Annotated in this window: 16 protein-coding genes; 8 read left to right on the top strand and 8 right to left on the bottom strand. The window is 66.7% G+C overall.

Annotated elements, in window-relative coordinates:
* Window positions 1-88: 88 nt before the first annotated feature.
* The 3 genes from N4264_RS02685 to N4264_RS02675 all read right to left on the bottom strand — a co-directional run bounded on the left by N4264_RS02685 (window position 89) and on the right by N4264_RS02675 (window position 3,568).
* On the bottom strand, window positions 89-1,108 hold the full coding sequence (locus N4264_RS02685) for an NAD(P)H-dependent glycerol-3-phosphate dehydrogenase (protein WP_261695535.1): 1,020 nt from the start codon (window positions 1,106-1,108) through the stop codon (window positions 89-91).
* A 10-nt stretch (window positions 1,109-1,118) separates the two neighbouring features.
* On the bottom strand, window positions 1,119-1,601 hold the full coding sequence (gene secB, locus N4264_RS02680; RefSeq protein WP_261695534.1) for a protein-export chaperone SecB: 483 nt from the start codon (window positions 1,599-1,601) through the stop codon (window positions 1,119-1,121).
* 107 nt (window positions 1,602-1,708) lie between these two features.
* The gene (locus N4264_RS02675; RefSeq protein WP_425508304.1) at window positions 1,709-3,568 is read right to left on the bottom strand and encodes a M1 family metallopeptidase; all 1,860 of its coding nucleotides are present in this window, start codon (window positions 3,566-3,568) and stop codon (window positions 1,709-1,711) included.
* A 226-nt stretch (window positions 3,569-3,794) separates the two neighbouring features.
* Between N4264_RS02675 and N4264_RS02670 the strand changes: the two genes are divergently transcribed.
* On the top strand, window positions 3,795-4,529 hold the full coding sequence (locus N4264_RS02670) for a helix-turn-helix transcriptional regulator (protein ID WP_261695533.1): 735 nt from the start codon (window positions 3,795-3,797) through the stop codon (window positions 4,527-4,529).
* Between the two features lie 24 nt (window positions 4,530-4,553).
* Here N4264_RS02670 and ubiE read toward each other — a convergent pair whose 3' ends face one another.
* Window positions 4,554-5,303, bottom strand: coding sequence for a bifunctional demethylmenaquinone methyltransferase/2-methoxy-6-polyprenyl-1,4-benzoquinol methylase UbiE (gene ubiE, locus N4264_RS02665; RefSeq protein ID WP_261697562.1), 750 nt, complete (start codon window positions 5,301-5,303; stop codon window positions 4,554-4,556).
* A gap of 157 nt (window positions 5,304-5,460) precedes the next feature.
* On the opposite strand from ubiE, the gene N4264_RS02660 reads away from it, so the two are divergent.
* Together N4264_RS02660 and N4264_RS02655 are read left to right on the top strand one after the other, a co-directional pair.
* Window positions 5,461-6,723 carry a TCR/Tet family MFS transporter gene (locus tag N4264_RS02660; protein WP_261697561.1) on the top strand — a complete coding sequence of 421 codons (1,263 nt, stop codon included), beginning with the start codon at window positions 5,461-5,463 and terminating at the stop codon, window positions 6,721-6,723.
* 10 nt (window positions 6,724-6,733) lie between these two features.
* Window positions 6,734-7,087 (top strand): EF-hand domain-containing protein, encoded by a 354-nt coding sequence (locus N4264_RS02655; RefSeq protein ID WP_261695532.1) that lies wholly within the window; start codon window positions 6,734-6,736, stop codon window positions 7,085-7,087.
* Here the strand turns inward: N4264_RS02655 and N4264_RS02650 are convergent.
* Complete coding sequence (locus N4264_RS02650) at window positions 7,048-7,509, bottom strand: hypothetical protein (protein WP_261695531.1); 462 nt, start codon at window positions 7,507-7,509, stop codon at window positions 7,048-7,050. The two genes, N4264_RS02655 and N4264_RS02650, sit on opposite strands and share 40 nt — an antisense overlap.
* Before the next feature lie 182 nt (window positions 7,510-7,691).
* Between N4264_RS02650 and N4264_RS02645 the strand changes: the two genes are divergently transcribed.
* Both N4264_RS02645 and N4264_RS02640 read left to right on the top strand, forming a co-directional pair.
* Window positions 7,692-7,889 (top strand): hypothetical protein, encoded by a 198-nt coding sequence (locus N4264_RS02645; protein WP_261695530.1) that lies wholly within the window; start codon window positions 7,692-7,694, stop codon window positions 7,887-7,889.
* 43 nt (window positions 7,890-7,932) lie between these two features.
* The gene (locus N4264_RS02640; RefSeq protein ID WP_261695529.1) at window positions 7,933-8,538 is read left to right on the top strand and encodes an alpha-ketoglutarate-dependent dioxygenase AlkB family protein; all 606 of its coding nucleotides are present in this window, start codon (window positions 7,933-7,935) and stop codon (window positions 8,536-8,538) included.
* A gap of 69 nt (window positions 8,539-8,607) precedes the next feature.
* Here the strand turns inward: N4264_RS02640 and N4264_RS02635 are convergent, their stop codons facing one another.
* Together N4264_RS02635 and N4264_RS02630 are read right to left on the bottom strand one after the other, a co-directional pair.
* The gene (locus N4264_RS02635) at window positions 8,608-8,733 is read right to left on the bottom strand and encodes a hypothetical protein (protein ID WP_261695528.1); all 126 of its coding nucleotides are present in this window, start codon (window positions 8,731-8,733) and stop codon (window positions 8,608-8,610) included.
* Window positions 8,734-8,800: 67 nt separating this feature from the next.
* On the bottom strand, window positions 8,801-9,535 hold the full coding sequence (locus N4264_RS02630; protein ID WP_261695527.1) for a UdgX family uracil-DNA binding protein: 735 nt from the start codon (window positions 9,533-9,535) through the stop codon (window positions 8,801-8,803).
* A 67-nt stretch (window positions 9,536-9,602) separates the two neighbouring features.
* Between N4264_RS02630 and N4264_RS02625 the strand changes: the two genes are divergently transcribed.
* Complete coding sequence (locus N4264_RS02625; RefSeq protein ID WP_261695526.1) at window positions 9,603-10,037, top strand: YchJ family protein; 435 nt, start codon at window positions 9,603-9,605, stop codon at window positions 10,035-10,037.
* Window positions 10,038-10,059: 22 nt separating this feature from the next.
* On the opposite strand, the gene N4264_RS02620 is transcribed toward N4264_RS02625, so the two are convergent.
* Window positions 10,060-11,016, bottom strand: a complete 957-nt coding sequence (locus N4264_RS02620; RefSeq protein ID WP_261695525.1) for a LysR family transcriptional regulator — start codon at window positions 11,014-11,016, stop codon at window positions 10,060-10,062.
* 171 nt (window positions 11,017-11,187) lie between these two features.
* On the opposite strand from N4264_RS02620, the gene N4264_RS02615 reads away from it, so the two are divergent.
* Both N4264_RS02615 and N4264_RS02610 read left to right on the top strand, forming a co-directional pair.
* Window positions 11,188-11,901: an SDR family NAD(P)-dependent oxidoreductase gene (locus tag N4264_RS02615; RefSeq protein WP_261695524.1), complete on the top strand. Its 714-nt coding sequence runs from the start codon at window positions 11,188-11,190 to the stop codon at window positions 11,899-11,901.
* Window positions 11,902-11,928: 27 nt separating this feature from the next.
* The gene (locus N4264_RS02610) at window positions 11,929-13,155 is read left to right on the top strand and encodes an efflux RND transporter periplasmic adaptor subunit (RefSeq protein ID WP_261695523.1); all 1,227 of its coding nucleotides are present in this window, start codon (window positions 11,929-11,931) and stop codon (window positions 13,153-13,155) included.
* The last annotated feature ends 16 nt before the right edge of the window (window positions 13,156-13,171 follow it).

Below are 13,171 nucleotides of genomic sequence, written 5' to 3'. Positions count from 1 at the left end.
GCGAGCCGCGCTTTATAGCAGGACAGGGGGCTTCCAGGCAAGTCGGCCGGCTATGCAGCCCGGTCGGGGCGGCTGGCCGCCCCGCCGTTCAGGCGACGAAATCGTCCGGGTATTCGGGCTTCTGCTCGCGCGCCAGCAGCAGGCGCAGCCCCTCGGCCGGCGTGATCTCTTCGTGCAGGACGCGCTGCACGTGCCGCGCGATGGGCAGCTCGACGGCATGGCGCGTCGCCAGGCGCATGACCTCGTCGACGGTCTGGATGCTTTCCACGACCTGGCCGATTTCGGCGACCGCCTGCTTGAGTCCGACGCCCTTCCCCAGCGCCAGGCCCAGACGCCGGTTGCGTGAAAGGTCGCCGGTGCAGGTAAGGACCAGGTCGCCCAGGCCGGCCAGCCCCATCAGGGTTTCCGCCTTGGCGCCAATGGCAACGCCCAGCCGCAGCATCTCGTTGAGACCACGGGTGATCAGGCCCGCGCGGGCATTGAGGCCCAGGCGCATGCCGTCGGCGACGCCGGTGGCCACGGCCAGTACATTCTTCATCGCCCCGCCCAGCTCGGCACCGAGGATGTCGGAACCGGTATAGGCGCGGAAACTCGGTCCGTGCAGCAGCTCCGCCACGCGCTGGGCGAACTCGGCGTGGTCCGAATGCACGGTAACGGCGGTAGGCAGCCCTTCGACGACTTCGCGGGCAAATGACGGGCCCGTGACGACCGCACCCGGCACGCCTGGAAGGCGCTCTTCGACCAATTCATGCAGAAACCGGCCGGTACCCGGTTCGAAACCCTTGGTTGCCCAGGCCACACCTTCCAGCCGGTGCGGAAGGCCGGCGATCTTCTCGATCAGCTCACCAAACGCGTGGCTGGGCGTAACGACCAGAAGCCAGTCCGCATCGCGCACGCTGGCGGCGAGGTCCGAGCTGAAGGAAAGCGCGTCCGGAAGGGGGCTGTCGGGCAAATAGCGGGCATTGCGGCGGGTCGCGGTCATCGCCTGCATCGCCGCGGCATCGCGCCCCCACAAGGTGGTGAGCGCGCCATGCCGCGCGAGCAGAGCCGCAAGCGCAGTACCCCAGGAGCCGGCGCCGATGACGGCGACGCGGGTTTGCGCTGTCATTGCGGAGCGATCAGGCGTTGAGCGCCGGCGCTTCTTCGCCTTCCGCGCGACGGCGGGCGGCTTCGGCGTACAGGGCGTCGAAATTGATCGGCTGCAGGAAGAACGGCGGGAATCCACCGCCCTGGACCATGTCGGACACGGCCTGTCGGGCGTAGGGGAACAGCACATTCGGGCAGTAGCTGCCGAGCACCGCATCGCGGCTCTGCTCGTCGAAACCGGCGACGCCGAAGATGCCGGCCTGCTTCACTTCGGCCAGGTAGGCCGTCTTTTCGCCGATCTTGCAGGTCACGGTGACGGTGAGGACGAGCTCGTAGACGTCCTGCGCCAGCGCGGCGGCCTGGTGGCCGAGCGAAAGCTGGATCTGCGGCTGGCCCTGGTCCTGGAAGATGTGCGGGGCGCCCGGCGCCTCGAAGGACGAATCCTTGATGTAGATCTTCTGGACGGACAGCTGGGCCTGCGCGGACGCCTGGCCGTTGGCCTGGTTATCAGACATGGAATTGCTCCGGATACGAAGGAAAGATCGAGAGAACGGGGAGTATCACATAACTGACGCGCCCACGGCAGCGGCGGACGATGGCCCGCGCCGCCGTGGCCGCCCCGTCACTTTTTCCTGGCCTTTTCCAGCGTGGTCGTCACCGAAGCCGTCGTGATCGGGTGGTAGCCCGGCTTCGCCTTGGCGAACACCGCGGTGGCAAAGGCGTGGCCATCGGGCGTCGCGGCCAGCGCCTCCCAGGTCGGCAGGATGAGCTTGCGCCGGCCGATCCCGATCAGGAATTTCTCGATCGCGGGCCGCGCCGCGACGTAACCGCTGCGGACGGTCAGCGGGTACCAGCGCTGGGCGATCTCGCCATTGGCGGTGCCGGTGAAATGGAAGGCCTCATCCAGTTCGGTCAGCTGGCGCGTGTCGAGCTTTTCCGGCAACGCTTCGACGAAGCGGACCCATTCCTGGGTGCTCCAGCCGGTGCTCTTGATCGCCTTGGCGGCCACCTTGCCGGCCAGCCAGTCGGCGCGGGCGGCATCGATGGCCTCGAACCGCTTGGACGTCGCCGCCGTGGCGAAGTCCGGAATGCCCGGCTTCTTCAGCCAGGCGTCGAGTTCGGCCTCGGTGACCTTGCCCGGGAATTTCGTCACCAGCTTCTCGCGCAGGTAGGCCAGGAACTGCTCGCTGTCGATGCTCTGGAAGGCGAAATGCTCGAAATAGCTGCGTACGAACGGATCGAAATGCTCGCGGCCGAAGCGCTGCTCGAGGAAGGTCAGGAACCACTGGCCCTTGATGTAGGGCACGTCACTGAGCACCGCATCCGGATCGCGTCCGTCCTGCGGCGCCAGCATCAGCAGCTGGTCGGCCGGCTCGAGTGTCGCCAGCTCCTGGCGCAGCCCGAACTGGCTGATGACGTCTTCCATGTCGGCCAGCTCGCGGCCATAGACGGACTCGACAATGCGCGATTCGACGTAGCTGGTGAATCCTTCGTTGAGCCAGATGTCCTTCCAGGTGGAATTGGTCACCAGGTTGCCGGACCACGAATGCGCCAGCTCATGCGCGACCAGCGAGACCAGGCTCTTGTCGCCAACCACCACCGTCGGGGTGGCGAAGGTCATGCGTGGGTTCTCCATGCCACCGAAGGGAAAGCTCGGCGGCAGCACGAGGATGTCGTAGCGACCCCACGGATAGGCGCCGTAGAGTTTCTCGGTCGCGACGATCATTTTCTCGGTGTCTTCAAACTCCTTGGCAGCTTTTTCCACCATCGACGGCTCGGCGTACACCGCGGTGCGCGGGCCGGTCGATTTCACCGCCAGATCGCCGACCGACAGCGCCATCAGATACGAAGGAATGGCCTTGTCCATCGTGAAATGGAACTTGCCGTCCAGGGCGTGCGCCGGATCATTGTCGGCGCTCATCACGGCACGCAGCGCCTTGGGCACCTTCACATCGGCGGTGTAGGTGAAGCGCACGCCAGGGGTGTCCTGCAGCGGCACCCACGAGCGCGCGTGAATGGCCTGCGACTGCGAGAACAGGAACGGCTTCTTCTTGCCGGCGGTCTGCTCCGGCGTGAGCCACTGCAGACCCGAGGCTTCCGGCGAGGTGGCATAGGTGATGCGCACCGACGGCACCTGTTCCTTCAGGGCGATCGTGAGCGCCGAGCCGTACAGCGCATCGCGCGGCGCGAGCGTGAAGGTCGCCGGAATCGCCTTGCCGGACGCATCCAGCGCCTCGACCTTCGCGATGGTGAGGTCGCGCGTGTCGAGCCTGAGTTCCAGCGCCTTCTTGTCGCGCCAGTCCAGGCTGAGCTCGGCAGTGCCGCTGAGCTGGCGCTTGTCGAAGGCGACATCCAGGTCCAGCTTGAGTGCGCGGATGCGGACCTTGTCCGTCTGCGCATAGGACTGGGGATCATTGGCAGCGTAGGCGGGGACCGCGCAGAGGGTCATGACCGCGGCGAAAAGCGTTGACGTGGACGACATGGGCTTTCTGGCTGGCTGAAAGTCCCGAGTATGCCACCGGCCGCCCTGCGCGGCGTAGGCCGTTCGGCCTGCGGCCGTGCCGCGCCCGCTACCGTCGACACGGTGACCGGGCGCACTCTGCCCCGCCACGACGACCGGCCACGAATGTCGGCCCTGATGACAGTTCGGCCGCTCCGGCGCTCCGGAATTTTCGCTATAGTGGAGGAGTGCAGATCGCGGAGTGTGGATGAATTTCCAGCTCGACCAGCTGCAGCAACTTTCCACTGCCCACACGCAAGCCGAACTGGCCCGGGCGGTGACACGCCTGGCGCGCGCCCACGGCGTGGATCACTGGTGTTACGCACTGGATCTTCCGCTCATCGATCAACGCCGGCCGCAGTTCCTGATGGGCGGTTTTCCACAGGAATGGGTTGAGCGCTATTTCGCCCAGGATTACCTCCGTATCGACCCGGTGGTGGCGCATTGCCATGCCCATGCGACGCCCATCGTGTGGCCGACGCGGCGTCACCTGCGTCGCGGCGAGAAGAGCCTGAGCCTTGCGGCACGACGGCTGTTCCGCGAGGCGGCGGAACACGGACTCAAGAGCGGCATCAGCATCCCGATCCACGGACTGGGCTGTACCTGGGGCATGGTGTCATTTGCCTCGTCCGATCCGCGCCAGGCCGATGAACTGGCCGACCGGGCAGCGGACCTGCACCTGTTCGCCCACTACATCCACGAGGCCGGCCATCGCTACTCCCACGCGACGGCGCTGCCACCGCCCCCGCACTTGACCACGCGCGAGCTCGAATGCCTGCACTGGGCCGCCGAAGGCAAGACCAGCTGGGAAATCGGTCGCGTGCTCGGCGTCAGCGAGCGCACCGTGGTGTTCCACCTGCAGAACGCGGCGCAGAAGTTCGGCGTGAACGGCCGCCAGCCGGCGGTGGCCCGCGCCATCGCGCTGGGCATGATCGAACCGTAGCGCGCTACCGCATCGATAGCGTCTCTATACCCGGTAGCCGCGGTGAATGGCGACGATGCCGCCGCTGAGATTGCGCACCTCGACCTTGACCAAGCCCGCCTGCTCCATCATGCCGGCCAGCGTTTCCTGGTCCGGATGCTTGCGGATCGATTCGGCCAGGTAACGGTAGCTGTCGGCGTCCTGCGCGAACAGCTGGCCCAGGCGCGGCAGCACCTGGAAGGAATGGAGGTCGTACAGGGGCTTGAGCCATTCCAGCTTTACGGCGGAAAACTCGAGAATCAGGGCCTTGCCGCCGATCTTCAGCACGCGGTGCATTTCCTCGAGCGCGCGTTGCTTGTCGGTGACATTGCGCAGGCCGAAGGCAATGGTCACGGCGTCGAACGTACGGTCCGGAAACGGCAAGGCCTCGGCGTTCATCTGCGCGTAGCGCAATCCCTGCACGAGACCACGGTCGGTCAGCCGGTCGCGGCCCACGCGCAGCATCGACGCATTGATATCGCCCAGCACCACCTCACCCGTCGCGCCGACCTTGGGCAGCATCAGCGCCGCAATGTCGCCGGTGCCGCCGGCCAGGTCCAGTACGCGATCACCGGCGCGAATGCCGGCGATCCCGACGAAATGCCGTTTCCAGAGGCGGTGGATGCCAAAGGACATCAGGTCATTCATCAGGTCGTACTTGGCGGCAACGGAGGAGAACACCTCGCCGACGAGTTTCTGCTTCTGCGCGACCGGGACGTCGCGGTATCCGAAATGGGTGGTGGACTGGTCGCTCATGCCGCGCATGGTACACGCCGCGATCCGGCCTCAGCCAATGCGACTTCGTCGCACCCGGGCCCGGCCGCCGGGCGGAACCGTGATCCGGCGTACCGTCGCGGGACATCCACGCCTGCCGCGGCTAGACTTCGCGCGCTCGCAACATCCCAGGCAGGTCATCGTGGAATCGCCAGCTACTGCTCCGACCCTGCGCCGCGCGGCGCTGGCCTTCATCTTCGTGACCGTCACGCTCGATATCGTGGCCTTCGGCATCATCATTCCGGTGCTGCCGATGCTCATCAAGCAGATGGCCGGCGGTGAGTCGACCGCGGCGGCCCACTGGGTCGGAATCATCAGCACCATCTTTGCCATCGTCCAGCTCGTCTGCACGCCCATCCAGGGTGCGCTGTCGGACCGCTACGGCCGGCGCAAGGTGATCCTGCTGTCCAACCTGGGCCTGGGCCTGGATTTCTTCCTGATGGCGGTGGTCAATTCGCTGCCGATGCTGGTGGTCGCCCGCATCATTTCCGGCATGACATCGGCCAGTTTCAGCACCGCCAACGCCTACATCGCCGACATCACGCCGCCGGAAAAGCGCGCGGCCACCTACGGCAAGCTCGGCGCGTCCTTCGGCATCGGCTTCGTACTAGGCCCTGCCATGGGCGGGTTCCTCGGTGAAATCGACCTGCGCCTGCCGTTCTGGGTCGCCGGCGGGCTGGCACTGGCCAATTTTGCCTACGGCTATTTCATCTTGCCCGAATCGCTGCCGCCGGAACGCCGGACCCGGCACCTGGACATCAGGAACGCCAATCCGCTGGGCTCGCTGATGCTGCTTCGACGCTACCCGCAGGTGTTCAGCCTGGCGACGGTGATGTTCCTGTCCCAGCTGGCGCATTACGTGCTCAACACTACCTTCGTGCTGTACGTGGACTATCGCTACGGCTGGGGCCCGCAAGCGGTGGGGTTCACGCTGGGCCTGGTCGGCATCTGCAACGGCATCGTGCAGGCCATCCTCGTCGGCAAGATCGTGCAGCGCTTTGGCGAGCGGCGGGCACTGCTGGCGGGGCTGCTCTTCGGCGTCGTCGGATTCGCCTGGCAGGGGCTGGCCGCCACTGGCTGGATCGCCCTGTTCGCCATCCCGTTCCTGGCGCTGTGGGGATTCGTCAACCCGGCGACGCAGGCCCTGGTCACCCGGCAGGTCGATCCGCACGAGCAGGGGCGATTGCAGGGGGCGCTGGCCAGCCTGGTCAGCCTCGCCGGCGTGATCGGCCCGGAGCTGTATACCCAGACCTTCGCCTGGGGCATCGGAAAGGATAATTCCTGGCACCTGCCTGGCGCGGCGTTCCTGCTGGCGGCCCTGCTGCTGGGCATCGGCGCCGTGATTGCCCATCGTGCGACGCGCACCGGCACTGTCGCGTCAGCAGCAAGCCATCAGGCCTGAAGCGAACCGCATGCGAATGATCCGACGCACCGCTGCTGCATTTCTCATCCTGCCCACCGGCATGGCCCTGGCGCAGTACGCCTCGTCGACGCAGGACTATCTGTCCGAGATGGATACCGACCGCGACCGGCGGGTGAGCCTGGTCGAGTACCAGGATCACCTGAGCCAGATCTTCCGCGCGATGGACCGCAACAACAATGGCGTGGTCGACCTGTCCGAGCTCGATCCGGCGACTGTCGGCCCCAACACGCGACCGATCTCGCTCGCCCGTCACCGGCAGCGCCTGGCGGACGTGTTCCGCCGCCAGGACGTCGACCACAACGGCTATCTCGATACGCGCGAGTTGGGCGCCCCGCCGCGCTGAGTGTCTGCATCCGTCCCGGCTGACGCGCTCCGGGGCGCGTCGGCGCCGGTCGCCACTACGCGGATCTCGCTCATGCTCCACGGACGCGTCAGGGCCTCGGGGTAAGGGTCCCAGGCCACGCCCTGCTGGCGCAGCCAATAACGCCGCACTGCACGGCGCGCCCGCCAGAGCGTGCCCGCGTAGTGCGCCCGGCGCGCATCGCTGCTGCCGGTCTGGGGTTCACAGGCCTTGGCCAGCCATGCCCGTGCGATCTGCGCCTCTTCGCCTTCCCACTGGCGCAGGGACATCTTGAGCAGGCGGTCGGCGCGCCGCAGCTCGTCGCGCGCGGCGGCAAAATAGTCAAATGCGCACAATTGCACGGCGTCTTCAATGCAATCGAGCAATTCCAGCCAGGGGTCGGTATAGGCGATCCGTTGATGCATGACGGTGTCCTCCGCAGGGGCTGCCACTGTCGCCGGCGGGTGTCTCGCCCTTTGCGACACAGAATCGGTCGGATAGCGGGTTACCGCCGCGCCCGCCAGCGACGGGCGGTCGACTTCCGGCACATCCAACCGGCGCGCCAATCTGCCAAGGTGGACGTGCATGACCGCAACAAGGAATTACCGTGCTCACGTTCCTCGTCTGGCTGCTGCTGCTCATCGTCTGCTGGCCGCTGGCGCTGCTCGCGCTGGTGCTCTATCCGGTCGTGTGGCTGTTGTTGCTGCCCTTCCGCCTGGTCGGCGTGGCTTTCACGGGCGTGTTCGAACTGCTGCGCGCAATCGTGATGCTGCCCGCACGCGTGCTGGGCGGCCGGCCCGCCTGAATCGCCGCGGCACGGTGTCGCCCGATGGCATGGCGATACGGCGATGATGCAGTCAGACCTGTTTCCGTCGCCGTCGTCGCGCCTGTTCGACGATGCCACCGGCTTCGTTGAATACCTGCCGGACTGCATCGACACCGATACCGCCGGGCACTGGTTTACGCAACTTCGCGAGGCCATCGACTGGCGTCACGAACGACGCCGGATGTATGAACGCGACGTCGATGTGCCCCGGCTGGTGGCGAGTTTCCGCCTGGATGACGCATCCCTGCCCCTACCGTTACGCGACGCGTCCGATGTCGCGGAAAGTCGAAGCGGCGTGCGCTTCAACAGTGTCGGTCTGAACTTCTATCGTGACGGGCGCGACAGCGTCGCGCCTCACAATGACCATCTGGACGAGCTGGAGCCTGGCACTCCGATCGTGCTGCTGTCCCTGGGCGATACGCGACAGATGACGATCCGCGCCAAACGACCGCCGCGACGCGTGCTGCAACTCGATCTTGCGCCCGGCAGCCTGCTCATCATGAGCTACGCCACCCAGTTGCATTACGACCACGGCATTCCCAAGGTCGACTACCCGGTCGGCCCGCGGATCAGTCTGGCGTTCCGCGTCCGCCGGAAGGAGGGCCCCGCCGGCGGACACTATCGCTGAGGTAGGTCTGCAAGGCCGCGAGCGTGCTCTCTCGCAGCCCCATGAATCGACCAGCGTGACCTTCCCGGATTACCCGCCGCTGCTCGCCGCTTCCATCTCCGGCGGTGCGTCCGCCGAAGGGCGGGTCGAAGAAGAGCCGCAGGCCGAGAGCAGAAGCGCTGTCACCAGCGCGAGGAAGAGCCATTGCACACGCATCGCAGTCACCTTGGCAGTCAGGGACGCGTAGCGTCGCCAACCCGGTGCAATGGGCGCTGAACAGGCATCAGGCGTGCCGGAGCAGGCGCAGGTCGCGGACAAACGCCGCGTAGGCCGCCTCGCGCTCCGCGGGATCGCGCAAGCGCAGCAGGTAGGCCGGATGCACGGTCGCAAACGCCATTGCGCCATCCGGCAGTTCACGCCATGCCCCGCGCTCGCGCAGCAGGCGGAATGCGCGTCCGAACACCGCCTGGGCCGCCATGGCGCCCAGGCAGACGATCTGGCGCGGACGCAGGCGCCGCAGCTCGGCGTCCAGCCAGCGGCGGCAGGCCGCCTGTTCCGCGGCATTGGCGCGCGCATGCAGGCGGCGCTTGCCGCGCCGCTCGAACTTGAAGTGCTTGACTGCGTTGGTCAGGTAGACCGCCTGCCGCGCCACGCCCGCCTCGGCGAGCGCGCGATCAAGCAGCTGGCCGGCAGGACCGACAAACGGACGGCCGCTGCGATCTTCCTGGTCACCGGGCTGCTCCCCGATCAGCATGATGCGCGCCCGTGCCGGGCCTTCGCCGAATACCGTCTGCGTTGCCGGCCTCCACAAAGGGCAGGCCCGACAGCGCGCCGCCGCCTCGCGCAACTGCGCGAGGGTGACGTTGTCCGGGATGGCGCTGTCGGGGTCGGTGCGGGAAGGGGCCGGCTTGCGCGGCAGCCGACGGGTCAGGGGTTCGGTCCGATCCGGCATTACAGCCTCCTTGCGGATGGTCGCGAAGGCGAAGATTGGCGCATATCGCGCCGATTCAACGCCCACCGCCAGCCGGCCAGTTGAGACCGGCCGCCGCCCCGGCGATCATTCCCCCACTTGCAAGGCTCTGCGCATGACCCGGAAACGACCCGACACTCTCACCATGGCCGCCGCCGCACCGCCACCGTGTCCCTGCGGGTCTGGCCAGCGCTACACATCGTGTTGCGAGCCGCTGCATGCCGGCGCACTTGCCGCTGATGCCGCCGCGCTGATGCGTTCGCGCTACGCGGCCTATGTGATGCGCCTGGAGCCCTATCTGCTGGCGACCTGGCACGCCAGCACGCGACCGGCTTCGCTGGGGTTGGCGCGTGAAGCCACGCCGCCCAAATGGCTGGGTCTTGAGGTGCGCCGTCACCAGCGCACGGATAACACCCACGCGATGGTGGAATTCGTCGCGCGCTTCAAGGTGGGCGGCGGCAGCGCACAGCGGCTGCACGAGATCAGCCGGTTCGTCCAGGAGGACGGACGCTGGTACTACCTCGACGGCGAGTTTCCGACGACGGCCTGAACCACCCCGTCCACTGGCGCCACTACGCGAGGGTTTCGGTGTGCGGCTCGCCGTCCCGCGATTTGGAACAGGCCAGGTACCACTCGCCCAGGCGCAGCCGTTCGAGCAGAAAATCGACGAATACACGCACCTTGGGCAGCTGCGACCGGCCCGCCGGAAACACGGCGTTGAGTTCGTGCCCGGGATTGCGCCATTGGGTCAGCACGCGCCGCACACAGCGTGATGCGAGCAGCGGCGCGACCAGCGCATCCGACAGCAGGGCGAGGCCGGATCCGGCCGCGAGCGGACTGAGAAACAGGCTCGAATCGTTGGAGAGGAGGATCGGCGTGACCGGGAATTCGCCATCCTCGGTATCGCTGCGCAACGGCCAGCAGTAGCGCGTGCCCGACCGGTACTGGCTCATCACCAGGGCGCGGTGGTGCAGCAGCTCGTGCGGCGTCAGCGGTTCGCCGTGGCGCGCGATGTAGTCTGGGCTGGCATAGACCTGGCCCGAGAAACTGCCGAGCCGTCGCGCACTCAGACTCGAATCGCCAAGGTTGCCAACCCGCAGCGCCACATCGATTTCCGCGCCGACCAGATCGAGCACGTCATTGCTCAGGATCAGCTCGACGCGCACCTCGGGATAGCGCGCCATGAATTCGGGCAGGATCGGCGAGAGTGCATTGACTGCCAGCGTGTGCGGCGCCGTCACGCGCAGCCAGCCGCGCGGCGCGCCCTGCAATTGATTGACTGCCGCCTCGGCTTCGTCCAGTTCGCGCGCGATGCGCCGGCTGTGTTCGTAGTAGAGCGCCCCGGCCTCGGTCAGCCCGATGCGGCGCGTGGTTCGCTGGAGCAGTCGCGCCCCCAGCCGCTGCTCCAGTTCATTGACCTTGCGACTGACGGTGGTCTTGGGCAACCCCAGCGCCTTTGCCGCCGCGGTGAACCCGCCTTGTTCGACGACCTTCACGAAGATCAGGGTGTCGTTGAGATCACGATTCATCGCATTCGCCGATTGGGCCGCTCACGAAACAATCATTCCCGATTTGGATGGCTAATCAAACTGCCGCCGGACACATAGGATGCACGACCCGTCGTCGCCGTGCTTCTTCACACATCGTGTAGCACGCGTCACGTCTCGACCATTGTCCTATAGACACATGCATTCCGTCCGATGAAATCTTCCGTAGTTGTGATTGGCGCCACAGGTGGCGTCGGCAGCGGCATCATTCCACCGCTGCTGGCCGCCGGTCATCCGGTCATTGCGGTCAGTCGCAATCGTGAAAACCTGCTGCGACTGGCCGAACGGCTGGGCCATCCGACGTCGCTGACCGTGCTTCCCGCGAGCGTCGAAAGCGATGAAGCCGGCCGCGACCTGTCGCGACAGCTGCGCGAAATGCGCCGCCGCCTCGCCGGTATCGTCGTTTCGATCAGCCCGCCGCGCACCAGCGGAAGACTGCTCGATCGCGACGAGGTGTTCCTGGATGACAAGCTGCATGCCAACGTCGTCGGGCATTTCATCGCGGCGCGGCATCTGATTCCGCTGCTGGCGGAATATTCGCCCGGCGCGCTGTACCTGAGCATCGGCAGCGGCGCGGCGGAATTTCCATGGGCCGGATACGGCCACTTTTCAATCGCCAATGCGGCGCTGCGCATGCTCGCGCGCGTCGTCAACGAGGAAAGCCGCGGCCTTCCGCTGCGGGTGCAGCAATTGTCACTTCGCGGCGTTGTGCGCACGCATCTGAACGACCACTGCGCCTGTACCGAATGGCTTGATGCCGAAGAAGTCGGCCGCCATATCGTCGACCTTCTCGCCAGTTCCGACGGCGCTTCCGCCGTGCTCGGACTGCGCGCCGGAGGCGTTCCGGAACCGGTCGGCGCGGCTTGAATGATTACTGATCCGAAGGAGTGGGACATGCAACGCACCAACCCGACCACCGTCGCCTTGCGCGTGCGAACCGCCGTGCTGGCGGCCGCGCTGGCCTTGATTCTCGCCGGTTGTGCCAAGACCAGCGGCGCACCTGCGCACATGCCGCCACCGCCGGCCGTCAACGTCGCCGGCGTCGTGGAAAAATCCATCACCCTGTGGGACGAGTTCACCGGCCGCATCGAAGCGGTCGACAAGGTGGAAGTGCGTCCGCGCGTCACGGGCTACCTGGAGAAGATCCAGTTCGAGGAAGGCCGCGAAGTGAAGAAGGGCGACGTGCTCTTCATCATCGACGACCGCGAGTACCGCGCAGCCTTCGCGCGGGCCCAGGCCGACGTCGAGCGCGCGCAGTCGCGCGTGACCCTCGCGCAGCGGCAGCTTGAACGCGCGCGCCAACTTGCCGCCGCGAAACTCGGTGCGGCGATCGACGTCGATACGCGCGAGGACGAGCTGGCCCAGGCGCGGGCCGACGTGAAAGCCATGCAGGCGGCCGCCGACCAGGCACGCCTGAACCTCGACTTCACCCGCGTGACGGCCCCCATCGACGGCCGCGTGGGCAAGGCCCAGGTGACGCCCGGCAACCTCGTCACCAGCGGCATGCCCACCGCCACGCTGCTGACCACGGTGGTGTCGCTCGATCCGGTGTATGTGTCCTTCGAGGGCGACGAACAGACCTATCTGCGCTACCAGGGACTGGCCCGCTCCGGCGAACGCCAGAGTTCGCGCGAGGTGAGGAACCCCGTGCGCATGGGCCTGGCCGATGAAGACGGCTTTCCGCACGAGGGCGTGATGAATTTCGTCGACAACGAACTGGATGCCAACACCGGCACCATCCGCGCCCGCGCGGTGTTCGACAACAAGGAGCGCCTCTTCACCCCCGGCCTGTTCGCACGCATCAAGCTCCTGGGCAGCGGCACGCAGAAGGCGACGTTGATTCATGACCGCGCCATCCTCACCGACCAGGACCGCAAGTTCGTCTGGGTGCTCGGCCCCGAGAACAAGGCGCTGCGCCGCGACATCAAGATCGGCCCGCAGGTGGATGGCCTGCGCGTGGTGACCGACGGCCTTACTGCCAACGACAGCGTGATCGTCAATGGCGTGCAGAAGGTCTTCTTCCCCGGCGCACCGGTGGCACCAAACGTGGTGCCGATGGACCAGCCCGAACTGCCGCCGCCGGCCGCGGCGGGCGCGGGACAGGGCGTCGCCGCGCACTGACCCCAAGCCGTTCGCG

It is taken from the genome of Tahibacter amnicola (assembly GCF_025398735.1).
Taxonomy (GTDB): domain Bacteria; phylum Pseudomonadota; class Gammaproteobacteria; order Xanthomonadales; family Rhodanobacteraceae; genus Tahibacter; species Tahibacter amnicola.
Note: the sequence above shows the minus strand (reverse complement) of the source record. Positions and strands in the feature narration are given on the sequence as shown.